The sequence below is a fragment of the Enterobacter sp. CP102 genome (assembly GCF_025152625.1).
Taxonomy (GTDB): Bacteria; Pseudomonadota; Gammaproteobacteria; order Enterobacterales; family Enterobacteriaceae; genus Enterobacter; species Enterobacter soli.
Genome location: NZ_CP104014.1, coordinates 4359716 through 4384698 on the forward strand (window position 1 = coordinate 4359716; position 24983 = coordinate 4384698).

General features: G+C 54.9%; 23 protein-coding genes. 10 read left to right on the forward strand and 13 right to left on the reverse strand.

Going from position 1 to position 24983, the window contains the following annotated elements:
* The first annotated feature begins 234 nt into the window (after positions 1–234).
* From nirB to N1249_RS20690, 4 genes are all read left to right on the forward strand, one after another.
* Positions 235–2778, forward strand: a complete 2544-nt coding sequence (gene nirB, locus N1249_RS20675; RefSeq protein ID WP_014072092.1) for a nitrite reductase large subunit NirB — start codon at positions 235–237, stop codon at positions 2776–2778.
* On the forward strand, positions 2775–3101 hold the full coding sequence (gene nirD, locus N1249_RS20680) for a nitrite reductase small subunit NirD (protein ID WP_259832831.1): 327 nt from the start codon (positions 2775–2777) through the stop codon (positions 3099–3101). The genes nirB and nirD overlap by 4 nt, the downstream gene beginning before the upstream one ends.
* Before the next feature lie 135 nt (positions 3102–3236).
* Complete coding sequence (cysG, locus tag N1249_RS20685) at positions 3237–4610, forward strand: siroheme synthase CysG (protein WP_259832833.1); 1374 nt, start codon at positions 3237–3239, stop codon at positions 4608–4610.
* Between the two features lie 143 nt (positions 4611–4753).
* Positions 4754–4924, forward strand: coding sequence for a YhfL family protein (locus tag N1249_RS20690; RefSeq protein ID WP_014072096.1), 171 nt, complete (start codon positions 4754–4756; stop codon positions 4922–4924).
* A gap of 144 nt (positions 4925–5068) precedes the next feature.
* On the opposite strand, the gene trpS is transcribed toward N1249_RS20690, so the two are convergent.
* The 12 genes from trpS to pilM form a co-directional block, all read right to left on the reverse strand.
* A complete protein-coding gene (trpS, locus tag N1249_RS20695) occupies positions 5069–6073 on the reverse strand; it encodes a tryptophan--tRNA ligase (protein ID WP_259832836.1) in 1005 nt (334 codons plus the stop codon).
* Positions 6066–6827, reverse strand: a complete 762-nt coding sequence (gene gph, locus N1249_RS20700; RefSeq protein WP_014072098.1) for a phosphoglycolate phosphatase — start codon at positions 6825–6827, stop codon at positions 6066–6068. The genes trpS and gph overlap by 8 nt, the downstream gene beginning before the upstream one ends.
* The gene (rpe, locus tag N1249_RS20705; protein ID WP_014072099.1) at positions 6820–7497 is read right to left on the reverse strand and encodes a ribulose-phosphate 3-epimerase; all 678 of its coding nucleotides are present in this window, start codon (positions 7495–7497) and stop codon (positions 6820–6822) included. Before rpe ends, gph begins: the two co-directional genes overlap by 8 nt.
* A gap of 41 nt (positions 7498–7538) precedes the next feature.
* On the reverse strand, positions 7539–8351 hold the full coding sequence (gene dam / locus N1249_RS20710) for an adenine-specific DNA-methyltransferase (RefSeq protein ID WP_259832842.1): 813 nt from the start codon (positions 8349–8351) through the stop codon (positions 7539–7541).
* A 67-nt stretch (positions 8352–8418) separates the two neighbouring features.
* A complete protein-coding gene (damX, locus tag N1249_RS20715; RefSeq protein WP_259832845.1) occupies positions 8419–9726 on the reverse strand; it encodes a cell division protein DamX in 1308 nt (435 codons plus the stop codon).
* Between the two features lie 92 nt (positions 9727–9818).
* Positions 9819–10907, reverse strand: coding sequence for a 3-dehydroquinate synthase (aroB, locus tag N1249_RS20720; protein WP_259832848.1), 1089 nt, complete (start codon positions 10905–10907; stop codon positions 9819–9821).
* A 57-nt stretch (positions 10908–10964) separates the two neighbouring features.
* Complete coding sequence (gene aroK, locus N1249_RS20725) at positions 10965–11486, reverse strand: shikimate kinase AroK (RefSeq protein ID WP_010436374.1); 522 nt, start codon at positions 11484–11486, stop codon at positions 10965–10967.
* 286 nt (positions 11487–11772) lie between these two features.
* Positions 11773–13011, reverse strand: a complete 1239-nt coding sequence (hofQ, locus tag N1249_RS20730; RefSeq protein ID WP_259832893.1) for a DNA uptake porin HofQ — start codon at positions 13009–13011, stop codon at positions 11773–11775.
* Positions 12923–13327 carry a DUF2531 family protein gene (locus N1249_RS20735; RefSeq protein WP_259832896.1) on the reverse strand — a complete coding sequence of 135 codons (405 nt, stop codon included), beginning with the start codon at positions 13325–13327 and terminating at the stop codon, positions 12923–12925. The genes hofQ and N1249_RS20735 overlap by 89 nt, the downstream gene beginning before the upstream one ends.
* Positions 13317–13703 carry a hypothetical protein gene (locus N1249_RS20740; RefSeq protein WP_259832910.1) on the reverse strand — a complete coding sequence of 129 codons (387 nt, stop codon included), beginning with the start codon at positions 13701–13703 and terminating at the stop codon, positions 13317–13319. Before N1249_RS20740 ends, N1249_RS20735 begins: the two co-directional genes overlap by 11 nt.
* A gap of 78 nt (positions 13704–13781) precedes the next feature.
* Positions 13782–14207: a PilN domain-containing protein gene (locus tag N1249_RS20745; RefSeq protein WP_409193154.1), complete on the reverse strand. Its 426-nt coding sequence runs from the start codon at positions 14205–14207 to the stop codon at positions 13782–13784.
* Between the two features lie 68 nt (positions 14208–14275).
* Positions 14276–15055 (reverse strand): pilus assembly protein PilM, encoded by a 780-nt coding sequence (gene pilM, locus N1249_RS20750; protein WP_259832916.1) that lies wholly within the window; start codon positions 15053–15055, stop codon positions 14276–14278.
* Positions 15056–15175: 120 nt separating this feature from the next.
* On the opposite strand from pilM, the gene mrcA reads away from it, so the two are divergent.
* The gene (gene mrcA, locus N1249_RS20755; RefSeq protein ID WP_259832918.1) at positions 15176–17728 is read left to right on the forward strand and encodes a peptidoglycan glycosyltransferase/peptidoglycan DD-transpeptidase MrcA; all 2553 of its coding nucleotides are present in this window, start codon (positions 15176–15178) and stop codon (positions 17726–17728) included.
* 95 nt (positions 17729–17823) lie between these two features.
* On the opposite strand, the gene nudE is transcribed toward mrcA, so the two are convergent.
* Complete coding sequence (gene nudE, locus N1249_RS20760) at positions 17824–18384, reverse strand: ADP compounds hydrolase NudE (protein ID WP_014072109.1); 561 nt, start codon at positions 18382–18384, stop codon at positions 17824–17826.
* A 325-nt stretch (positions 18385–18709) separates the two neighbouring features.
* On the opposite strand from nudE, the gene N1249_RS20765 reads away from it, so the two are divergent.
* The 5 genes from N1249_RS20765 to pckA all read left to right on the forward strand — a co-directional run bounded on the left by N1249_RS20765 (position 18710) and on the right by pckA (position 24880).
* Positions 18710–20848: an intracellular growth attenuator family protein gene (locus tag N1249_RS20765; RefSeq protein ID WP_259832922.1), complete on the forward strand. Its 2139-nt coding sequence runs from the start codon at positions 18710–18712 to the stop codon at positions 20846–20848.
* 65 nt (positions 20849–20913) lie between these two features.
* Positions 20914–21597 carry a GMP/IMP nucleotidase gene (gene yrfG / locus N1249_RS20770; RefSeq protein WP_014072111.1) on the forward strand — a complete coding sequence of 228 codons (684 nt, stop codon included), beginning with the start codon at positions 20914–20916 and terminating at the stop codon, positions 21595–21597.
* Positions 21594–21995 (forward strand): ribosome-associated heat shock protein Hsp15, encoded by a 402-nt coding sequence (gene hslR, locus N1249_RS20775; protein ID WP_014072112.1) that lies wholly within the window; start codon positions 21594–21596, stop codon positions 21993–21995. The genes yrfG and hslR overlap by 4 nt, the downstream gene beginning before the upstream one ends.
* 25 nt (positions 21996–22020) lie before the next feature.
* The gene (hslO, locus tag N1249_RS20780) at positions 22021–22899 is read left to right on the forward strand and encodes an Hsp33 family molecular chaperone HslO (RefSeq protein WP_259832926.1); all 879 of its coding nucleotides are present in this window, start codon (positions 22021–22023) and stop codon (positions 22897–22899) included.
* A 361-nt stretch (positions 22900–23260) separates the two neighbouring features.
* Entirely contained in the window at positions 23261–24880 is a 1620-nt protein-coding gene (pckA, locus tag N1249_RS20785; RefSeq protein ID WP_259832929.1) for a phosphoenolpyruvate carboxykinase (ATP), read from the forward strand.
* Positions 24881–24983: the final 103 nt, after the last annotated feature.

Genomic DNA, 24983 nt, shown 5'->3' on the forward strand with positions numbered 1-24983 from the left:
CCCCCGGAAAACGCGGCTGAAATTCAGGAGTACGCGTTTATTAAAATTAGCCACCTAATTTGTACACAAAATCGTCGCAGACGAAAAGCGAACGATTTCCACAACTTATAAAAATCCTGACAAATCAATAATCTACCCACTAAGGAGTAGTTGAAGGCGTATTTGATTTGCATCAATAAGCCCCTTTGCTGAATCGTTAAGGTAGGCAGTAATAGAAAAGAAATCGAGGCAAAAATGAGCAAAGTCAGACTCGCTATCATCGGTAACGGCATGGTCGGCCACCGCTTTATTGAGGATCTTCTCGATAAAGCTGACGCTGCCCAGTTCGATATTACCGTGTTCTGTGAAGAACCCCGCAAGGCGTACGACCGTGTGCACCTTTCTTCCTACTTCTCCCACCACACCGCCGAAGAACTTTCTCTGGTACGTGAAGGATTCTACGAGAAGCATGGCGTAAAAGTGCTGGTGGGCGAGCGCGCTATCACCATCAACCGTCAGGAAAAAGTGATCCACTCCAGCGCCGGACGTACGGTTTTTTACGACAAGCTGATCATGGCGACTGGCTCATATCCGTGGATCCCGCCAATCAAAGGCTCGGAAACCCAGGATTGCTTCGTTTACCGTACCATTGAAGACCTCAAAGCCATTGAAAACTGTGCGCGTCGCAGCAAACGCGGTGCGGTTGTCGGCGGCGGCCTGCTGGGTCTGGAAGCCGCAGGCGCACTGAAAAACCTCGGCGTTGAAACCCACGTAATCGAATTTGCCCCGATGCTGATGGCAGAGCAGCTTGACCACATGGGTGGTGACCAGCTGCGTCGTAAAATCGAAAGCATGGGCGTGAAAGTTCACACCAGCAAGAACACCAAAGAGATCGTCCAGGAAGGCAGTGAAGCACGCAAAACCATGCGCTTTGCTGACGGCAGCGAGCTGGAAGTGGACTTTATCGTCTTCTCCACCGGTATTCGCCCACGCGACAAACTGGCTAACCAGTGCGGCCTGGCCGTGGCACAGCGCGGCGGGATCATGATTAACGACGCCTGCCAGACCTCTGACCCGGATATCTACGCTATCGGCGAATGTGCCAGCTGGAATAACCGCGTGTACGGGCTGGTTGCACCTGGCTATAAAATGGCCCAGGTTGCCGTTGACCACATTCTTGGCAGCGAAAACGCCTTCGAAGGCGCAGACATGAGCGCCAAGCTGAAACTGCTGGGCGTGGACGTTGGCGGTATCGGTGATGCCCATGGTCGCACCCCGAACTCCCGCAGCTACGTTTATCTCGACGAAAGCAAAGAAGTCTATAAACGCCTGATCGTGAGCCAGGACAACAAAACCCTGCTCGGCGCGGTTCTGGTGGGCGACACCAGCGATTACGGCAACCTGCTGCAACTGGTGCTGAACGCCATCGAATTGCCGGAAAACCCGGACGCCCTGATCCTGCCTGCTCACGCCTCGAGCGGCAAACCATCTATCGGCGTCGATAAACTGCCTGACAGCGCGCAGATTTGCTCCTGCTTCGACGTCACGAAAGGTATGTTGATTTCCGCTATCAACAAGGGCTGTCACACCGTTGCAGCGCTGAAAGCCGAAACCAAAGCCGGCACGGGCTGCGGCGGTTGTATTCCACTGGTGACTCAGGTGCTGAACGCCGAACTGGCGAAACAGGGCATCGAAGTGAACAACAACCTGTGCGAACACTTCTCTTACTCTCGCCAGGAGCTGTACCACCTGATCCGCGTAGAAGGTATCAAGTCCTTCGACGAACTGCTTGAGAAACATGGCCAGGGTTATGGCTGCGAAGTGTGTAAACCTACCGTCGGTTCTCTGCTGGCCTCCTGCTGGAATGAGTACGTACTCAAACCAGAACATACGCCGCTTCAGGACACCAACGACAACTTCCTGGCAAACATCCAGAAAGACGGGACCTATTCCGTTATCCCACGTTCTGCCGGTGGCGAAATCACTCCGGAAGGTCTGGTGGCGGTCGGCCGTATCGCGCGTGAATTTAACCTGTACACCAAAATCACCGGTTCCCAGCGTATCGGCCTGTTTGGTGCGCAGAAAGACGATCTGCCAGAAATCTGGCGTCAGCTGATTGAAGCGGGCTTTGAAACCGGCCACGCGTATGCCAAAGCGCTGCGTATGGCCAAAACCTGCGTGGGCAGCACCTGGTGCCGCTACGGCGTGGGCGACAGCGTGGGCTTCGGCGTTGAGCTGGAAAACCGCTACAAAGGCATCCGCACCCCGCACAAAATGAAGTTTGGCGTCTCTGGCTGTACCCGTGAATGTGCCGAAGCACAGGGTAAAGACGTGGGCATTATCGCCACCGAGAAAGGCTGGAACCTTTACGTGTGCGGTAACGGCGGGATGAAACCACGTCACGCCGATCTGCTGGCGGCGGATCTTGACCACGATACGCTGATTCAGTACCTCGACCGCTTCATGATGTTCTACATCCGTACCGCCGACAAACTGACCCGTACTGCATCCTGGCTGGACAACCTGGAAGGCGGCATCGACTACCTGAAGTCAGTCATCATCGACGACAAACTGGGCCTGAACGAGCAACTTGAAGCCGAAATGGCTCGCCTGCGCGACGCGGTAATTTGCGAGTGGACTGAAACCGTGAACACCCCGGCGGCGCAGACGCGCTTCAAACACTTTATCAACAGCACCCAGCGCGATCCGAACGTGCAGGTTGTGGCAGAGCGCGAACAACATCGTCCGGCGACACCTTATGAACGTATTCCGGTGACTCTGGTGGAGGAAAACGCATGAGCCAGTGGGTAAACATCTGCAACATTAACGACATCCTGCCCGCCACCGGCGTCTGCGCGCTGCTGGGTAAAGAGCAGGTCGCGATTTTCCGCCCTCGCCACGACGAACAGGTTTTTGCCATCAGCAACATCGACCCGTTCTTTGAGGCCAGCGTGTTGTCCCGCGGATTGATTGCGGAGCATCAGGGTGAACTGTGGGTTGCCAGCCCGTTGAAAAAGCAGCGTTTCAGCTTAACTGACGGACGCTGCATGGAAGATGAAAATGTCTCCGTGAAGCACTACGACGCCCGCGTGAAGGACGGTAAGGTGCAGCTGAAAGGCTAATCCCCCGCCTTTTCAATACGAAAAGCTTATGACCCCTTATGGGTAACGGCAGGAAAAACCGTATGTTCTGTGCGATTCCTGCTGTTATCCTGACGTCAATTATTACCCCCTCCATGAATGCTGCGAGGTAATGTCGTGGATCACCTGCCTATTTTCTGTCAATTACGCAATCGCGACTGCCTGCTCGTAGGTGGTGGCGATGTGGCTGAACGCAAAGCGCGCTTGCTGTTAGAGGCAGGTGCACGACTGACCGTCAACGCCCTCTCCTTCGCCCCGCAGTTTGAAGCCTGGGCGCAGGAAGGGATGCTCACGCTGATGCAGGGGGAGTTCAACGAATCCCTGCTCGATACCTGCTGGCTGACCATTGCCGCGACCGACAACGACGACGTTAACCAGCGCGTCAGCGATGCCTGCGAAACGCGTCGTATCTTCTGTAACGTGGTGGATGCGCCGAAAGAAGCCAGCTTTATCATGCCGTCAATTATCGACCGTTCGCCGCTGATGGTGGCGGTATCGTCCGGCGGGAGATCTCCGGTGCTGGCTCGCCTGCTGCGGGAAAAGCTGGAATCGATCCTGCCTCAGCATCTCGGCCAGGTGGCGCATTATGCGGGCCAGTTGCGCTCGCAGGTGAAGAAAACCTTCGCCACCGTCGGCGAGCGCCGTCGCTTCTGGGAAAAATTCTTTGTGAATGACAGGCTGGCGCAATCGCTGGCGAATCAGGATCAGAAAGCCGTTGAAGAGATAACCGGAAAGCTGCTCAGCGAACCGCTGGATAATCGCGGTGAAGTGGTGCTGGTGGGCGCAGGGCCAGGCGATGCCGGGTTGTTGACGCTTAAGGGTTTACAGCAGATCCAGCAGGCAGACATCGTGGTTTACGACCGTCTGGTCTCCGATGACATTATGAACCTGGTGCGCCGCGATGCTGACCGCGTATTCGTGGGTAAACGCGCGGGTTACCACTGTGTCCCGCAGGAAGAGATTAACCAGATCCTGCTGCGTGAAGCGCAAAAAGGTAAACGTGTGGTGCGCCTGAAAGGCGGCGATCCGTTTATCTTTGGTCGCGGCGGCGAGGAGCTGGAAACCCTGTGTAATGCGGGCATTCCGTTCTCTGTCGTACCCGGGATCACCGCAGCTTCCGGTTGTTCGGCCTACTCAGGCATTCCGTTAACCCATCGCGACTACGCGCAAAGCGTGCGTCTGGTGACGGGCCATCTGAAGACCGGCAGCGAGCTGGACTGGCACAACCTGGCCGCCGAAAAGCAGACGCTGGTGTTTTATATGGGGCTGAACCAGGCCGCAACCATTCAGGCGAAGCTGCTGGAGCACGGAATGCAGGACGATATGCCGGTTGCCCTGGTGGAGAATGGTACGGCGGTTACTCAGCGTGTGGTGAACGGCGTATTACCGCAGCTAGGTGAGCTGGCGCAGCAGGTAGAAAGCCCGGCTCTGATTGTGGTGGGTCGCGTGGTTGAACTGCGCGAAAAACTGAACTGGTTCTCTAACCACTAACGCATAACATCCCTTCTTCGGGTAGTCCTTAACCGGACTACTCCCCTCTTACCGCTATCGATAACATACCGCCCCGAAGTGGAACTTTTCCATTTATTCCCTCGTGTTACATAAAAATTTTCGTTTTTAGACAAGGAATGCGTATGTTCAAACTGGCAAAGGCAGCCGTACTGGTCGCCGTGTTATCGACTCTTACCGCCTGTACGGGTCACGTTGAAAACACCAAAAATAACTGTAGCTACGATTACCTGCTGCACCCGGCGATCTCCATTTCGAAGATCATCGGTGGTTGCGGCCCGGCGGCACAGCAGTAAGCGTTTTTCAGGCATAAAAAAACCGGGGTTTCCCGGTTTTTTAGTTTTGGATAGTGTGGTTTTTAATTGGGTGGCGGCTCCGCCTTACCCGACCTGCACGATCCCGTAGGCCGGGTAAGCGTCAGCGCCACCCGGCAAGCAGACTCAAGGTTTCGCGACAAAACCAATCGCTTCGTATACTGCTTTCAGGGTTTCGGACGCGCGCGCGCTGGCTTTATCTGCGCCGTCTTTCATCACTTTTTGCAGGAACGCTTCGTCGTTGCGGTAGCGGTTATAACGCTCCTGCAACTCAGTGAGCATCCCGGAAACTGCGTCCGCCACTTCGCCTTTCAGGTGGCCATACATCTTGCCTTCGAAGTGCTGCTCCAGCTCAGGGATCGTACGACCCGTCACGCCAGAGAGAATATCCAGCAGGTTAGAAACGCCCGCTTTGTTCTGCACATCGTAACGTACAACAGGCGGCTCATCAGAGTCGGTGACTGCGCGCTTCAGCTTTTTGACCACCGATTTCGGGTCTTCCAGCAGGCCGATAACGTTGTTGCGGTTATCGTCAGACTTAGACATTTTCTTGGTTGGCTCCAGCAGCGACATCACGCGCGCACCGGATTTCGGAATAAACGGCTCAGGCACTTTGAATACATCGCCATAAATGGCGTTGAAACGCTGGGCGATATCGCGGCTCAGCTCCAGGTGCTGCTTCTGGTCTTCGCCAACAGGAACCTGGTTGGTCTGGTACAGCAGAATGTCTGCCGCCATCAGTACCGGGTAATCAAACAGACCGGCGTTGATGTTTTCAGAATAGCGCGCGGATTTGTCCTTGAACTGGGTCATACGGCTCAGCTCACCGAAATAGGTGTAGCAGTTCAGCGCCCAGCCCAGCTGCGCGTGCTCTGGCACGTGAGACTGAACGAAGATGGTGCTTTTCTCTGGATCAATACCACATGCCAGATAGAGCGCCAGCGTATCAAGGGTAGCTTTACGCAGCTTCTCAGGATCCTGACGCGCGGTAATGGCATGAAGATCCACGATGCAATAGATGCAATGGTAGTCATCCTGCATGTTGACCCACTGACGCAGCGCACCCATGTAGTTACCAATGGTCAATTCACCTGACGGCTGTGCGCCACTAAAAACGATGGGCTTAGTCATTTTTCAATTCCTGATTTTCACTGTGCGAGAGCCCGAGTGCGGGCAATATATCTTTGAAGTGATCGAACACCACGTCCGGCTCACTTAGCGTGATGGCTTCACCGTAGTTGTAGCCATAGGTTAATCCCACGGAAGGACAGCCTGCCGCTCTGGCAGCCAGAATATCATTGCGTGAATCACCGACAAAGAGCAGCTGGTCAGGCGTTAAGGATAATTTTCCTGCCACCAGCAATAGCGGTTCAGGATGTGGCTTTTTGTTCTGCACATCATCGCCACCCACAATCACGGAAAAATACTTCGCGATATCCAGCGCTTCCAGCAGCGGCGCAACAAATGGCGTAGGCTTATTTGTCACCAGCCCCAGCGGAATGCCCTGCGCGTGGAGGGTGCTCAGCGTTTCAGCCACATCCGGGAACAGGAAGCTCCCTTCTTCAACCGTTTCTTCATAGAAGCGGTCGAACAGTTTACGCAGAATACGCTGCTGCTCTTCCTGCGGGATGTCCGCATGATCAACACCGGGTTTCCCCTGTGCAGCACGCTGTACCGCGCGCTCCTGGCGCGCCCAGGTCAGGGCGCGTTCCATCAGCACATCGGCGCCGTTACCAATCCACGTCACCACGCGCTCTTCGCCCGCAACGGGCAGTTCAAGCGCGTACAGCGCCTGATCGACAGCGCTACTTAAGCCCGGCGCGCTGTCTACCAGCGTGCCGTCGAGGTCAAATGCTACACCCCGGGTTGCCTGCAATTTATCCATGACTTACCTTTGCCAGTTCACGGCGCATTTCATCAATGACTTTCTTGTAATCCGGTTGGTCGAAGATTGCAGAGCCCGCGACGAACATATCTGCACCCGCAGCCGCAATCTCACCAATGTTATTCACCTTAACACCGCCATCCACTTCCAGACGAATGTCATAGCCTGACTCATCAATACGGCGGCGCACTTCACGCAGTTTATCCAGCGTATGAGGAATAAACGACTGGCCACCAAAGCCCGGGTTAACTGACATCAGTAAGATCACGTCCAGCTTATCCATAACGTAATCGAGATACGTCAGCGGTGTCGCCGGGTTAAAGACCAGCCCCGCTTTACAGCCGTTCTCTTTGATCAGTTGCAGCGTGCGGTCGACGTGCTCGGAAGCTTCAGGGTGGAAAGTGATGATGCTGGCGCCCGCAGCGGCAAAATCGGGAACAAGGCGATCGACCGGCTTAACCATCAGATGCACGTCAATCGGCGCGGTAATACCGTAATTACGCAGCGCTTTCAGGACCATCGGGCCGATGGTCAGATTGGGGACATAGTGGTTATCCATAACGTCGAAATGGACGACATCCGCACCCGCAGCAAGCGCTTTGGCGGTGTCCTCACCCAGGCGGGCAAAATCGGCCGACAGAATTGAGGGAGCAATCAAAAACTGTTTCATCCGCATCTCCTTGAAATGTGTTTACCGGCGGGCAAAACGGCTCAGGGGCGATAAAGAGCCAGGAGTTCGTCCACCTTTTTACGTGTGCCGCCGTTGCTGCTAATGCTACGCCGCACCTTGACCTGAAAATGCTTCGCGGCTTTGTACCATTCGCGCGTATCAGGGGTATCGTGATTCGAAATTAACACCGGAATTCTTTTGCTGACCAGCTTTTCCGCCATCTCCGCCAGACGCGCCTGCTCGGCAGGGCTGAAGCTGTTGGTGTGATAGGCGGTGAAATTCGCCGTCGCAGACAACGGGGCGTAAGGCGGATCGCAGTAAACGACCGAGTTTACGCCTGCCAGCTCCATGCACTCTTCATAGGAGAGGCAGTGGAATTCCGCGTTCTGGGCTTTTTCAGCAAAGTGATACAGCTCATCCTGCGGGAAATAAGGACGCTTGTAGCGCCCAAACGGCACGTTGAATTCACCACGCAGATTATACCGGCACAGGCCATTGTAGCCATGACGGTTGAGATAGAGGAATAACAGCGCTCTGCGGAACAGATCCTCGCTCTGATTAAACTCAGTGCGGAACGCATAGTAAACGTCAGGATGGTTGTTCTCTGGCGTAAACAGCTTTCGCGCCTCTTCGACATACTCGTCGGTACGCAGCTTGACGATGTTATAGAGGCTGATCAGGTCACTGTTGATATCCGCCAGGATATAACGAGAAAAATCGGTATTCAGGAATACCGATCCAGCACCCACGAAGGGCTCGATAAGACACTCGCCTTTCGGCAGGTGTTTTTTAATATCGTCGAGCAGGGGGTATTTCCCCCCTGCCCATTTCAGAAAAGCGCGATTTTTTTTCATGCTGACTAACTGATTACACCTTCTCCGGCTGTGGAGAAAGCTCCGACAGCATCCTGCGCTTTACACATTACTTAAGATCGGCCTGAACCTGATGAATCGGCTTCGCCCACGGGTTTTTCGCCTGAACATCAGCAGGCAGTGAGGCTACGGCGCGTTTTGCTTCGTCTTTAGACGAATAAACACCGCTGACCAGCACGTACCACGGTTGCCCGTTGCGGGTCGTCTGATAAACCACGTAGTTTTTCAGATTCGACTTTTTCGCCCAACCGCTGAGGTTGTCATAGTTAGACGAACTGCTCAGTTGCAGCGTGTAGTTGTTGGAAGGTGCTGACTTCAGAGAACCAACGTTACCTGCCGTTTTGCCTGTTGCTGCACTGGACGCCGTCGCTGTTGCTGCTGCGCTCGCTGCTGGTGCCTGAGTCGCTGCTGGCGCGGTTGTGGTCGCCGTTGCTTTCGGTGTTGCGGCCACAGGTGCTTTAACAGGCTCGCTGACAGCGGCTGTTTCAGTACGTTTTGGCTGTGTGACAACTTTTGATTCTGGCGCTTTTACAACAGCCTGCGGCTTGGCTTCACGCTTCGGCTCAAATACAGCCTGTTTACGTTCCTGATGCGTTGCCGTTTGCGTCTGACGCGGCTTCGTTTCCGTTGCAGCGGTTTGTGGCTGTGCGTTACCACCACGAATCGGCGCCACAGTTGCAGGTTCAGTTGGCAGCGTAGAGTTCGCCACTACGTTGTTCACCTGTTCCTGATTCTGAGGCTGTGTCAGTGCGTTGTTCAGGTCGCCCTGAACTTCTACACGCTGCTGGCCTTCTGGCGTAGCAGGTGCCTGACCCTGAGTCGGGGTAGAAGAGACTGGTGGCAGAGAAACATCCTGCGGAGTCGTTGTGTTTGCGGCGGTCTGCTCTGTAGAGGTTGCGCCCGGCGCTGGTTGCGCACCATTCGCCTGATTTGACGCATCATTATCAGACAGGTTGATGCTCTTCTCAGTCGATGCGGTCTGTGAATTTGAGTCAGTTGATGGCGCTTTTAGCGCGGAACCGATGCCGACAATCAGCAGCAACAGAACCAGAACGCCCAGGCCCATCATGATGTACTGGCGGGAAGCCGGTTTGCTTGCCGCAGCTTTTTTACGTTTACGCGGGCGACGCTCTACCGGCTCTTCGTCCATTGAATCTTCTTCGGGCTCATAATCCTCTTCTTCTCGCTCATCACGCGCGTTACGGCTGCGTGAAGGGCGACGATCGTCTGCATCCAGATCAACATCGTCAAAGTTGATCTGCGGCTCGTTATCACGTTCTGAAGATTGACGAGAACGACCAGTACGACGATCGCTGGGATCGGGTTTCAGCTCGTCTTCTGGTTTGAATTCATCCATTTAACACCCCACTCAAAGGCTTATGCCAACGACTTTGCATTTCACCTGAAGCTAAACGACCACCTTTGACAGTGGCCTGACCTTTCTAATTGTTACGCTTGCTGACAATCAGCGATAGCGCCAAGAACAACATCGTGCGGCACTCCGCCGCGCACTTCACTCTTCCCTATTGCAAGTGGGAGTACCAGACGCATCTCACCTGCCAATACTTTTTTATCGCGCATCATGTGGGGTAAATACGCTTGTGCAGACATTTCCTGCGGCCCGGTCACCGGCAAGCCGGCGCGCTCAAGCAGCGTAATAATGCGCTGAGTCTCTTCCGCCTTGAACTGACCGAGACGTTCAGAAGTGCGAGCAGCCATCACCATACCGGCTGCAACCGCTTCGCCGTGAAGCCAGTTGCCATATCCCATTTCGGCTTCAATAGCGTGACCAAACGTATGCCCCAGATTCAGTAAAGCACGTAAGCCGGTTTCACGCTCGTCTGCGGCAACAACTTCCGCTTTCAGCTCACAACAACGACGGATGCAATAGGCCAGAGCGGCCCCATCCAGACGCAGCAGGGCATCCATATTCTCTTCAAGCCAGGTGAAAAACTCGCCGTCAAGAATGATGCCATATTTGATCACTTCAGCAAGGCCAGACGCCAGCTCACGTTCGGGTAGCGTTGACAGGCAATCGAGATCCACCACGACCGATGCCGGCTGATAGAACGCGCCGATCATGTTTTTGCCGAGTGGATGGTTGACTGCCGTTTTGCCGCCAACAGAAGAGTCGACCTGTGACAACAACGTGGTTGGGATTTGAATAAAGCGTACGCCGCGTTGGTAACTTGCGGCGGCAAATCCCGTCAGATCGCCAACAACACCGCCGCCAAGAGCTAGCAGTGTCGTATCGCGACCATGAGGTTTTTGCAGCAATGCGGTAAAGACGGTATCCAGTACCGTCAGGCTCTTATACTGCTCGCCATCGGGCAGAATCACACTGTCGACCTTCACGCCTGCCTCTTCAAGCAGGTGGCGTACACGGTCGAGATAAAGCGGAGCCAGAGTCTCATTGGTGACCAGCATCGCCTGATCACCCGCTTTCAGTGGTAAGAAGGAAGCTGGGTCGTTAAACAAACCAGCCGCGATGGTGATAGGGTAACTACGTTCCCCGAGAGTAACTGTAATCCTCTCCATGACGCGACATCCACCTTAAATGCTTTTACCCGCAGGCGAGTGTATATAAAGCCAGAATCAGTTGCTTTCCAGCATATGAATAATCTGGTTTGCAACCACTTTAGCGCTCTGATCGTCAGTACGAATGGTCACATCAGCAATCTCTTCGTACAGAGGATTGCGTTCACCGGCCAGGGCTTCCAGAACTTCGCGTGGCGGCGTTTCAACTTGCAGCAACGGGCGCTTTTTATCACGCTGCGTGCGTGCCAGCTGTTTTTCAATGGTCGTCTCAAGATAGACCACAACGCCACGGGCGGAGAGACGGTTGCGGGTTTCGCGAGATTTCACAGAACCGCCGCCTGTCGCCAGAACGATGCCCTGTTTTTCCGTGAGTTCGTTGATCACTTTTTCTTCTCGGTCACGGAAACCTTCTTCGCCTTCTACGTCGAAGACCCAGCCCACATCAGCTCCGGTTCGTTTCTCAATCTCTTGATCAGAATCGTAAAATTCCATATTGAGTTGTTGAGCTAACTGACGCCCAATAGTGCTTTTGCCGGCACCCATAGGCCCAACCAGAAAGATATTGCGTTTCTCTGCCATTTTTTCGGTACTACTAAGACTATTCGTTAATGGTAATCCCCGCTTCGCAGACACCCAGCGTAGCAGGACATGAACTGAAACCTCATATGCAATAGAGCGAGAGTCAGACTAAAAATTATCTCAATACTACGGCTTGTTTGGCAACTGATTAAATCGCCGCACCAGACGCATAAGGCAACAAGACGCAAGTCAAACTCAAATCGGTACTCCTTGTATGCTAATTCATGCCCCACGTCAAACATCTGCAACAAACTGAATGCAAAATCATTGCGGGGATCGTTTCCCATTAGTGAATACCTACCAGACGTGGCGTAATAAACACCACTAACTCACGTCGTTCATTGTCCTTACCGTCATGGCGAAAAAACTGCCCAAACCAGGGGATTTTCCCAAGACCGGGCACACTATCACTCCCCGTTTTATTCTTTTGCGAGAAAATACCGCCCAGCGTCAGCGTTTCTCCGCTTTTTACCTCCACCTGCGTTTCAATCTCCTGCTTATCTATCGCCAGCGTTTCGCCATTCTCCTGCTGCAATACCTGCCCCGGCATGTTTTCACTGATATGCAACTTGAGCCGCACTCGCCCACCGGGTAACACGACGGGGGTGACTTCCATGCCTAATACCGCCTCTTTGAACTCCACGGAGGTGGCGCCGCTTTCTCCGCTGGACACCTGATAAGGGATTTCACTGCCCTGCTTAATGCTGGCCGGTTGCATATGTGATGCAAGCAATCGCGGGCTGGCGATGATCTCGACCTGTTGCTTTTGCTCCAGCGCCGACAGTTCAAGATCCAGCAACCGGCCGTTGATCCGCCCAATGTTAAAACCCACATGCGTTGTGGCCTGGGATACGGAAAGATCGGCGCTCAGCGTCGTCGCTTGCCCGACGCTGCCAGCCCCCGCGGACTCTGCAAGATTCCATTTCACCCCTAACTCGCGCAGGCTTTTTTCTGTGATTGTCACAATGTGCGCAGCCAGCTCTACCTGTTCGACGGGCATATCCATCTGTTCAGCCCAGAGCTGTAGCGATTCCAGCACGGCCTTGTTGTCACGTGCCAGCAGGCGGTTGGTGCGTTTGTCCACTGACAAACTGCCCTTTGGGCTGAGGAGTTTTTCAGCCGCCTTTTGCAGCTCCCCAGCATCTGCATACGAAAGGGAAATACTGCGCGATAACAGCGGGGCATCAAGCTGCCGCTTGAGCTGTTCCTGCTCCTTTCGCGCCTCTTGCTCGCGCTGCCAGGCCGCGGTGTGGACGTAAAAAATCCCCCGCTCTTCCCGTAAGATAAGCCCGGCACTGGCGATAACGGTGTTAAGCGCTTGCCGCCAGGGAACGCGCGTCAGATTCAGCGACAGCGTACCGCTCACATCGGGTGACACCACAAGATTACGTTCCTCCTGCGCGGCCAGGGCCTGTAGCACCTGCACCACAGGAACATCATCGACGACCAGATTGACCGGCTTTGGGCTGCCCGCCCACACCGGATGGCTGAGTATCATCAGCAAGAGCATTATCCTGATTTTCATTTTTTCCCGTTCCTTCTCGTTGCCACTGCCATTGCTTTGGCTCGCACGCATCCCCCAGCGCAATGACCAGTTCCTTTTCGTCTATGGCGATCACCCGCCATCCCACCGGCAGGCGATCATCTGCCCTGACCCGATGCCAGCGTTTTTGCCCATCCTGCAAAATGCCAATGCTGCTGATACCGCTGACTACCCCCAGATATCGCCACTGCGCTAACTGCCCCACCACGCAGCGATCTTCTGGTGGATGAAAGGGATCGCGCATCCCGGTTAACATCAGCAGGGAACACAGGAGCAGAAAATGCACGTTACTCCGCATGGTGTCGCTCCAGCTGGATGTTCAGACGAAGCTGTGCGCCTTGAGGGATCATGTCGAAGGCCGCCACATTGACGTTCCGCTGCGCCAGCCGGGAAAACACGTCGGGGATCTGCGCCCAGTCAGCATCGAGCGTCAACTCGCCCCCATTCTGCGTGGGCTTCCAGTGAACCAGTTTCGTGCCATCGTGTTGAAAATCCAGGGGGGAAAAGCCCTGCCGTATTTGCGCGCTACTCTGTTCTGCCACAGGTGAATAGCGCATGGCCGTTGTCCAGAGGGCTGCGCGGGTTCGCTGGATATCGGCAAGCTGAGCATTCAGTGCCGCCTGCCGGGAATACAACGGCTTCACCCCGGCGCCCCAGGCAACAAGCGCTAACATTACGGCCCCTGAACACACCAGGAGCACCCGAAGCCACACAGGGTACGCACACCAGCGTTCATAAAAGATGTGCACGGGCTACCCCTGGCTGACCAGCCTGAAAGTGAACATCCACCGCCCCTGGTTATCCTGTTGCAACTCGCCAGCGGCCCCCGGGCTCATTCCCTCCACCTTCTTCAGCGCCTCAGCCATCGCGCTGAGTGCCGGAAGCGATGCGGCATAGCCTGTCAGCGTCAGAGAAGGCGGCTGATAACGTAGCTGGGTTAGCCATGCCTGAGGTGGGATCTCCTGGGCCAGTGACAGCAGCACCGACTGCCACGGCTGATTTGCCGAAGGTTGCACAGACGCCTGTGGCATTTGTAAGACCTGCTTCTGACGTGCTTCGAGCACATGTTGCACAGCGGACATACCGGATATGTCCTGCTGTAGCGCGCGGATGCCGATAAGGTGATACGCCCGCAGCCAGAGCGTGGCGGCCAAAACCACCAGCAGCCAGCCCGCCAACAGGATGCTCCAGAGCCGAATGCATCGCGTCTGCCGTTGTTGTCTCCAGGGCAGGAGATTCACCCTGCTCACAGGGGCATCTCGTTCATGGCCAGCGCCAGCGCCACGGTAAATTCAGCGCCACATTCAGGCAGCGGAGGCTGGCAGCGTGATACGGCTTCCCACGGATCACGAGCCTGGGCCTCAAACAGGGCGATATCGTCGGGGGAGAGCGCCAGCAATGCGGCCAGTTCAGCCACACTTGCCGCCTCCTGGCGTAAACGTCGCCCCCACTGGTGGCGCATGGCCCACAGCCATTGATGTTCATCGCGCCAGGCAACGCACTGAGCAGGTGCGACCGAAGGAAGCAGGCTGACCAGCGCCCCGGCATCAGGCGTCACGGTCGCCACTCGCAGGCGCAGGGTGGTCGCCAGTGACAGAAGGGTTGCGACCTCTTTGGTTTGCGCCGCAGTCACCTGGAAAGTGCTGCTGAAGGTATCCTGCGCATAATCAAAGCATAACGAATCAGGGGGCATCTCAAGTTCACGCGCCAGCGCAGAGCTCACCCAGGTGGCCTGTTCACTGTCACGCAGCGCAATAACCGGACGAGGAAGCGTCTTTTGCAGGGTCCGGGCCGCAGGGAAAGCAAGATAGACTCGATGATAAAGCGGCAGCATTCTCCGCCAGCCGCGCAGTGCCGCAACCAGTTGTTCTGGCTTAATAATTTGTCCATCACGAATAATATCGTCCGCCAGCGGGATAGCCCACCAACGGCGTAAGCTCCAGCCTGATTTCTCCTTCGTCAGCGCAACAATCCGCACCTTATCTTGTTGAATATGAACGCCCGTATGCCATGTTTTGAAAGCCATATTTCACGATCTCCTTATCGGCCATCAGGTTGACGGCTATATCAATGCATCAGGCTTGCCTTTATACTACCGCGCGATTGTTTATAAACTGCCCAAGTGAAACCAAATGGGAAATCTCCGGTGAAGTTCGTAAAGTATTTATTGATCCTTGCAGTCTGTTGCATTCTGCTGGGAGCAGGCTCGATTTATGGTTTGTACAAGTACATTGAGCCGCAGCTACCTGATGTCGCCACGCTTCGCGATGTTCGACTCCAGATCCCTATGCAGGTCTATAGCGCCGATGGCGAGCTGATGGCGCAATACGGCGAAAAACGTCGTATCCCGCTGACCTTAAAACAAATCCCACCTGTTATGGTGAAAGCCTTCATTGCGACCGAGGACAGCCGTTTTTACGAGCACCACGGTGTCGATCCGGTGGGGATTTTCCGTGCGGCAAGCGTTGCGTTGTTCTCAGGCCATGCGTCTCAGGGGGCAAGTACCATCACGCAGCAGCTGGCGCGTAACTTCTTCCTCAGCCCTGAAAAGACGCTGATGCGTAAGATCAAAGAGGTGTTCCTCGCGATCCGCATTGAGCAGTTGCTGAGCAAAGATGAGATCCTTGAGCTTTACCTGAACAAGATCTATCTGGGCTACCGCGCCTATGGTGTGGGCGCTGCTGCACAGGTGTACTTCGGTAAACCAGTTGATCAGCTCACGCTGAGCGAAATGGCCACGATTGCCGGCCTGCCAAAAGCGCCGTCCACGTTCAACCCGCTCTACTCGCTTGACCGTGCCACTGCGCGCCGTAACGTCGTGCTGTCACGTATGCTGAGCGAAGGCTACATCAGCCAGAGCGAGTACGATCAGGCGCGTAACGACGTGATCGACGCCAACTACCACGCGCCGGAAATTGCGTTCTCTGCACCGTATCTCACGGAAATGGTTCGTCAGGATATGGTGAGCCGCTACGGTGAGAACGCGTATGAAGATGGTTATCGCGTTTACACCACGATCACCCGTAAAGTGCAGCAGGCGGCACAGGACGCGGTGCGCAATAACGTGATGGACTATGACATGCGCCACGGCTATCGCGGCCCGTCAAACGTGCTGTGGAAAGTGGGCGAAAGCGCATGGGACAGCAAAAAAATCACCCATTCACTGAAAGCACTGCCAACGTATGGTCCGTTGCTGCCGGCCGTAGTCACTCAGGCCGATCCGCAGGAAGCCGTGGTAATGCTGGCAGATGGTACGTCGGTATCCCTGCGCATGGACGGCGTGCGCTGGGCGCGCCCATACCGCTCTGACACCCTGCAAGGCGCAACGCCACGCAAAGTAACCGATGCCATTCAGACCGGGGAGCAAATCTGGGTTCGCAAGGTTGGCGATGCCTGGTGGCTGGCGCAGGTGCCAGACGTGAACTCCGCGCTGGTGTCCATTAACCCGCAAAACGGCGCAGTAATCGCGCTGGTCGGTGGCTTCGATTTCAACCAGAGCAAATTTAACCGCGCCACCCAGGCGCTGCGTCAGGTGGGTTCTAACATCAAGCCATTCCTGTACACCGCAGCGATGGACAAAGGACTGACGCTCGCCAGTATCCTCAACGATGTGCCAATTTCTCGCTGGGATGCAGGCGCTGGCTCTGACTGGCAGCCGAAGAACTCCCCGGCGGAATATGCAGGACCAATTCGTCTTCGTCAGGGTCTGGGGCAGTCGAAAAACGTGGTAATGGTCCGTGCGATGCGTGCGATGGGCGTTGATTATGCAGCAGAATACCTGCAACGCTTCGGCTTCCCTGCGCAGAACATCGTGCATACCGAATCGCTGGCGTTAGGCTCTGCCTCCTTTACCCCGCTTCAGGTAGCTCGCGGCTATTCAGTCATGGCAAACGGTGGGTTCCTGGTCGATCCGTATTACATCAGTAAAATCGAGAACGATCAGGGCGGCGTGGTGTTCGAAGCGAAGCCGAAAATTGCCTGTGCCGAGTGCGATATTCCGGTGATTTACGGCGACACGCCTAAATCCAATGTGCTTGAGAACAAGGACATGGAAGACGTTGCGATTTCTCAGGAGCAGCAGAATTCCACCGTGCCACAGCCTCAGCTGGAGCAGGCGAATCAGGCGCTGGTCGCGCAAAGTGGTGCGCAAGAGTACGCCCCACACGTGATCAACACGCCGCTGTCGTTCCTGATTAAGAGCGCGCTGAATACCAACATCTTTGGTGAACCAGGCTGGCAGGGTACGGGCTGGCGTGCCGGACGTGATTTGCAGCGTCACGACATTGGCGGCAAAACGGGGACCACCAACAGCTCGAAAGATGCCTGGTTCTCAGGCTTCGGCCCGGGCGTGGTGACATCGGTCTGGATCGGCTTTGACGATCACCGTCGCGATTTGGGTCGTACCACGGCATCAGGTGCCATCAAAGATCAAATCTCTGGTTATGAAGGTGGCGCGAAGAGTGCGCAACCGGCATGGGATGCTTACATGAAATCCGTGCTGGATGGCGTGCCGGAACAGCCGCTAAGCCCACCACCTGGCGTGGTAACGGTGAATATCGACCGGGGCACCGGGCAGCTCGCCAATGGCGGTAACAGCCGTGAAGAGTATTTCATCGAAGGCACGCAGCCAACCACACAGGCGGTGCATGAAGTGGGTACAGAAATGATTGATAACGGCGAAACGCACGAGTTGTTCTGACGCCAATAAAAAAAGCCGGGTGGCGGCTACGCCTTACCCGGCCTACATTTCCATGCAAAACGGCAACCTGATGGTGGCCGTTTTTACTTGTTGCGCTACAACCGCCCCTGCCCTTTCAGCCACTCACGCACCAGGAACAGCGCGCTCACGTTACGGGCTTCGGTAAAATCAGGATCTTCGAGTAAATCCAGAAGGTGTGCCAGCGGCCAACGCACCTGCGGCAGCGGCTCGGGTTCGTCACCTTCCAGTGATTCCGGATACAGGTCTTCTGCCACCACGATATTCATTTTGCTGGAAAAATAGGATGGCGCCATGCTGAGCTTTTTCAGGAACGACAGCTCCTTCGCGCCAAAACCAACCTCTTCTTTCAGCTCGCGGTTTGCCGCTTCAAACACGGTTTCGCCCGGGTCAATCAGCCCTTTAGAGAACCCAAGTTCGTAAGATTCTGTTCCCACTGCATATTCACGGATTAAAATCAGATGATCGTCGATGATGGGAATAATCATCACCGCTTCGCGCGCAGAGGGGCGCATACGTTCATAAACGCGACGCACACCGTTGCTGAACTCCAGGTCCACGCTTTCGACATTAAACAGGCGCGATTTGGCGACAGTTTCAACATTGAGAATGGTGGGTTTTTGTAATGGTTTGCTCATCTTGATGGGTCTTTGCTGTGAGAACTGGGTTTATTGTGCGATACGCCGCACGGTTTCGGCAATGTCAATCGTTCTTTATTTACATTTGTGCAACCTAACGAGAATCAATCCTTATTTCAAATCAAAAGTCAAGAGGTTGAAATAAGTCCAGGAATTTGCTGATATCGCGCCATGGCAGGCTTTGCTATCATCATCGATTACTGGGATGCGCTTCAAAATGCTCAAGTTCGACTCCATACTTGCCGATAGCCAGCCACAGACTCTCATTCATTGTTAAAGGTGCTACTGACTACACCTGTAAGAAGATAAGTAAGATGGGGAAAGCATGAGCACCATTTTGATTTTTATCGCTGCTATGCTGGCCGGCGCTTTGATTGCAGGGTGGGTATACAGGCGTCGCATCCAGCGTCGATATCGGCTGCCATTTTTAACCGCATTTGCCGGTGCGAATACGCGTAAGCTCTCGCCGGAAGAACGCAGCGCCGCTGAAAGCTATCTGGAAACGCTTAATCGCTCACAGCTGACGCCCGGGCCAACGGGGGCCAGTACCGCGCCTGTATCGCTCAGTCTAAACGGGCAGAGTGATACCGTTATCTGCGTAACGCGCTCTATCACCCGCTACGGTATCACTACCGACGATCCTAACAAATGGCGTTACTATCTCGACTCCGTTGAAGTTCATCTGCCCCCTTTCTGGGAGCAATACATCAATGATGAAAACAGCGTTGAGCTCATCCATACCGATTCTTTGCCGCTGGTTATCGCCCTTAACGGCCATACCCTGAGCGAATACGTTCAGGAAGCGCCGCGCTTTGCGCTGGAACGCGCCAGTTCAACCCAGGCGTCCATTCGCGGTGAAGAGACAGAGCAAATTGAGCTGCTCAACATTCGTCAGGAGACACATGAAGAGTTCGCCCTGAGCCGCCCGGATGGCATCCGGGAAGCGGTGCTTATCGTTGCCTCTTTCCTGCTGTTCTTCATCTGCCTGCTGACGCCGGACGTGTTCGTTCCGTGGCTGGCAGGCAGTGCGGTGTTACTGCTGGCGGCAGGTCTGTGGGGGCTGTTTGCGCCTCCGGCCAAAACCACCTTACGCGAAATTCACTGCCTGCGCGGCACGCCAAAACGCTGGGGATTGTTCGGTGAGAACGACCAGGAACACCTCAACAACATCTCGCTTGGCATTATCGACCTTATCTATCCGCGCCACTGGCAGCCGTGGATTGCCCAGGATTTAGGGCATAAAACCGATATCGATATCTATCTCGACCGCCATGTCGTGCGTCAGGGCCGGTATTTGTCCCTGCATGACGAGGTGAAGAACTTCCCGCTCCAGCACTGGCTGCGGAGTACCGTTATTGCGGGTGGAGCCGCGGCGGTGCTTATGATGCTGATTTTCTTCGTGCCGCTCGATATGCCCATCAAATTTACCCTGTCGTGGATTAAAGGGGCGCAAACCGTGGAGGCCACCAGCGTAAATCAGCTGGAAGAAGCCGGTGTGCGGGTAGGCGATACCCTGCGGCTGAAAGGCACCGGGATGTGTAATATTCATACCCCGGGCGCCTGGAATACGCGGCAAAACTCGCCGTTTACACCGTTTGATTGCTCACAAATCATCTGGAACGATGCCCCTCCACTGCCGCTGCCGGAATCCGATGTGGTAGGCAAAGCGACGGCGCTCACCCAGACGGTAAGCCGTCAGCTGCATCCGAAAGCGGATGATGATTCACGCGTCAGCCCTGCACTGCGTTCTGCCATTCAGAAATCCGGCATGGTGTTGCTGGATGACTTTGGCGAAATCGTGATGAAAACACAGGATTTATGCTCCGCACCCGATGAGTGTGTACGCCTTAAAAATGCACTGGTGAACCTCGGCAACAGTAAAGACTGGGAATCGCTGGTGAAACGTGCCGAAGCAGGCCGACTGGACGGTGTGAACGTTCTGCTGCGCCCGGTTAGCGCTGAATCACTGGATAACCTGGTGGCAACCTCTACCGCGCCGTTCGTCATTCGTGAAACGTCCCGTGCCGCACAGGCACTGAATAGCCCGGCACCAGGAGGTTTCCTGATTGTCAGCGACGAAGGCAGCGACCTGGTCGATCAGCCGTACCCGCAAATCACGCTTTATGATTATCCTGCCCAGGAGCAATGGGGTGAATTTCAGCGTCTGGCACAGATGCTGATGCAGACGCCATTCAGCGCCGAGGGGATCGTGACAGGGATCTTTACCGATGCCAATGGCACGCGCCATATCGACCTGCACCGAATGCCGGACAGCGCCGGTCTATGGCGTTATGTTGGAACATCCCTGCTGATGATAGCGATGCTGGCGTCTATTTTCTGGAACGGTTTTATGGCCGTACGCCGCTATCAGCGTTCGCGCACGCGTCTGGCGGAAATCCAGCAATACTACGAAAATTGCCTCAATCCCAAACTTATTCCTGCCCCTGAGAGCCTGATCGGATAACGTCACTGCGCGACAAGTTGTGCTACCCTGTCGCGCACGTAACTTCTGGCTGGAGAGTTCCCCTTATGCATCTTGATATCGCCTGGCAGGACGTTGATACCGTCCTGCTGGATATGGACGGCACGCTGCTCGATCTCGCCTTTGATAACTATTTCTGGCAAAAACTGGTGCCGGAAACCTATGGGCAGCAGCAGGGTATCTCCCCGGCGGAAGCGCAGGAATTCATTCGTTCGCAATATAGCGCCGTGCAGCATACGCTAAACTGGTACTGTCTGGACTACTGGAGCGAGCGCCTCGGTCTGGATATTTGTGCCATGACCACCGCCCAGGGCCCGCGTGCCGTGCTGCGTGAAGACACCGTGCCCTTCCTGGATGCGCTAAAAGCGAGCGGCAAGCGCCGTATTTTGCTGACCAATGCGCACCCTCATAATCTGGCCGTGAAGCTGGAGCATACCGGTCTTGCGTCACACCTTGATTTATTACTTTCCACCCACACATTTGGTTATCCGAAAGAGGATCAACGGTTGTGGCACGCGGTTGCAGAAGAGACAGGTTTGCAGCCTGAAAGAACCCTGTTCATTGATGACAGTGAACCGATTCTGGATTCTGCCGCTACCTTCGGCATTCGCTACTGCCTTGGCGTGACCAATCCTGATTCTGGCCTGGCTGAAAAAAGCTATCTGCGCCATCCGGGGCTGAACGACTATCGCCGGATGATCCCCTCACTGACCGTGAAGGAGTCGCCATGAAAGAAAAACCCTCTGAAGGGGTGAGACTGGATAAATGGCTGTGGGCAGCCCGTTTTTATAAAACCCGAGCACTTGCCCGAGAGATGATTGATGGCGGCAAGGTGCATTACAACGGCCAGCGCGGTAAACCGAGCAAGCTGGTTGAGCTGAATGCCACCTTAACGCTGCGTCAGGGCAACGATGAGCGAACGGTAGTGATCAAAGCCATTACCGAACAGCGCAGGCCTGCAACCGAAGCCGTTTTGCTCTATGAAGAAACGGTGGAGAGTATCGAGAAACGCGAAAAGACAGCACTGGCACGCAAAATGAATGCGCTGACCATGCCGCACCCGGATCGACGCCCGGATAAAAAAGAGCGCCGTGAACTGATGAAATTTAAACACGGTGAGAACGAGTAACCCCTCACCTGCACGAGAGACTATTATGGCCCAACACGACCAATTACACCGCTATCTGTTTGAACAATTTGCCGTTCGCGGCGAGCTGGTGACCGTATCCGAAACCTGGAAACAGATTCTGGAAAACCACAACTACCCGCTGCCGGTAAAAACCCTGTTGGGCGAACTGCTGGTTGCCACCAGCCTGCTGACCGCGACGCTGAAATTTGCTGGCGATATCACCGTGCAGTTGCAGGGCGATGGCCCAATGACGCTGGCGGTGATCAACGGCAATAACCAGCAGCAAATGCGTGGTGTTGCGCGCGTTCAGGGCGACGTACCGGAAGGTGCTGATCTGAAAACGCTGGTCGGCAACGGCTATCTGGTGATCACTATTTCCCCGGAAGAAGGTGAGCGTTATCAGGGCGTTGTTGGACTTGAAGGCGACACGCTGGCGGCATGTCTGGAAGATTACTTCATGCGCTCCGAACAGCTGCCAACCCGTCTGTTCATCCGCACCGGTGAAGTTGACGGCCAGCCTGCGGCGGGCGGGATGCTGTTGCAGGTTCTGCCAGCGCAGGACGCACAGACTAACGACTTCGAACACCTGGCAACGCTGACGGAAACCGTCAAGGCAGAAGAGCTGTTCAACCTGTCTGCCACCGATGTGCTGTGGCGCCTGTATCACGAAGAAGAAGTGACGGTTTACGATCCGCAGGCTGTAGAGTTCAAGTGCACCTGTTCCCGTGAGCGTTGCGCGGGCGCGCTGAAAACCCTGCCAGATGAAGAGATCGACAGCATCATGGCGGAAGACGGTGAAATTGATATGCACTGTGACTACTGCGGTACGCACTACGTGTTCAATTCAATGGATATCGCCGAGATCCGCAACAACGCCTCCCCGGCGGATCCGCAGGTTCACTGATCCTCTTTCCCCCTCACCCTGACCCTCAGCCCCTTTGGGGAGAGGGCTGGGGTGAGGGGCAAAAAACTCCTCCCAAGCTGAATCGTTTTCCCTATGTAACTCTTACGTAATTTTCTTACGTGTATGCGATTACATTCACATTCCTTCGGTTAAATTCACCAGCCCTTAACCTTTTAGGAACATTTTCCACAACCAAAAACCGATTCCTGCGATAATCCGCCTGCCCTGTGACTGGAGTCGCAGCGTTTTCCGTTAGCAAGGGTTTTGTCCAGATACGTAAATCTATGAGCCCCGTCGCGGTTAACAAACACAGAAAAACCCTACAATTTCAGGCAGTACATATTGGCTAAGGAGCAGTGATATGCGTGTTACTGGTTTAACCCCGCAAGATCTCAAGGCTTATGGTATTCACGACGTCCAGGAAGTCGTCTACAACCCCGATTACGATACGCTGTATCAGGAAGAGCTCAATCCAGCACTGGAAGGATACGAGCGAGGTGTGTTGACAAACCTTGGTGCTATCGCCGTCGATACCGGTATTTTTACCGGTCGTTCGCCGAAAGATAAGTATATCGTCCGCGACGAAACCACCCGCGATACGCTGTGGTGGGCAGATAAGGGCAAAGGGAAGAACGACAACAAACCGCTCTCCCCTGAAACCTGGCAGCATCTGAAAGGGCTCGTCACCCATCAACTCTCCGGCAAGCGTCTGTTTATTATCGATGCTTTCTGTGGCGCTAACGCCGACACCCGTCTTTCCGTCCGTTTTATCACCGAAGTGGCCTGGCAGGCGCATTTCGTGAAAAACATGTTTATTCGTCCAACCGACGAAGAGTTAAAGGATTTCACCCCGGATTTCATCGTGATGAACGGTGCGAAATGCACTAACCCGCAGTGGAAAGAACAAGGCCTGAATTCAGAGAACTTCATTGCCTTCAACCTGACCGAGCGTATCCAGCTGATTGGTGGTACCTGGTACGGCGGTGAGATGAAGAAAGGGATGTTCTCGGTGATGAACTACCTTCTGCCATTGCAGGGCATTGCATCCATGCACTGTTCCGCGAACGTTGGCGAGAAAGGTGATGTAGCCGTGTTCTTTGGCCTGTCAGGCACCGGGAAAACCACACTTTCCACCGACCCGAAACGCCGTCTGATTGGCGATGATGAACACGGCTGGGATGACGATGGCGTGTTTAACTTCGAAGGCGGCTGCTACGCCAAGACGATTCGCCTGTCTGAGGAAGCTGAGCCGGACATCTTCCACGCCATCCGTCGCGATGCGTTGCTGGAAAACGTCACCGTGCGTGCCGATGGCACCATCGATTTCGATGATGCATCCAAAACAGAAAATACCCGTGTATCCTACCCGATCTACCACATCGAAAACATTGTGAAGCCGGTGTCGAAAGCGGGTCATGCCACGAAGGTCATTTTCCTGACGGCAGATGCCTTCGGCGTGCTGCCTCCGGTGTCACGGCTGACAGCCAACCAGACGCAGTACCACTTCCTCTCTGGCTTTACCGCCAAACTGGCCGGTACTGAGCGCGGTGTGACTGAACCAACACCAACCTTCTCTGCCTGCTTTGGCGCGGCATTCCTGTCGCTGCACCCAACGCAGTACGCTGAAGTGCTGGTGAAACGTATGCAGGCATCCGGCGCGCAGGCGTATCTGGTCAACACCGGCTGGAACGGTACGGGCAAACGTATCTCTATCAAAGACACCCGCGCCATTATCGATGCCATTCTGGATGGTTCTCTGGATAACGCTGAAACCTTCACCCTGCCGATGTTTGATCTGGCGATCCCAACGGAACTGCCGGGCGTGGATACCCATATCCTTGACCCGCGTAATACCTACGGTTCACCGGAGCAGTGGCGTGAGAAAGCGGAATCGCTGGCGAAGCTGTTTATTGAGAACTTTGAGAAGTATACCGATACCCCGGCTGGTGTTGCGCTGGTGAGTGCGGGACCGAAGCTGTAACCCTTCTCCCTCTCCCCGTGGGAGAGGGTCGGGGTGAGGGCATCAGACCGCAGAAACCGCATTTTGTCGGGTGGCGGCTTCGCCTTACCCGACCTACAAAAAA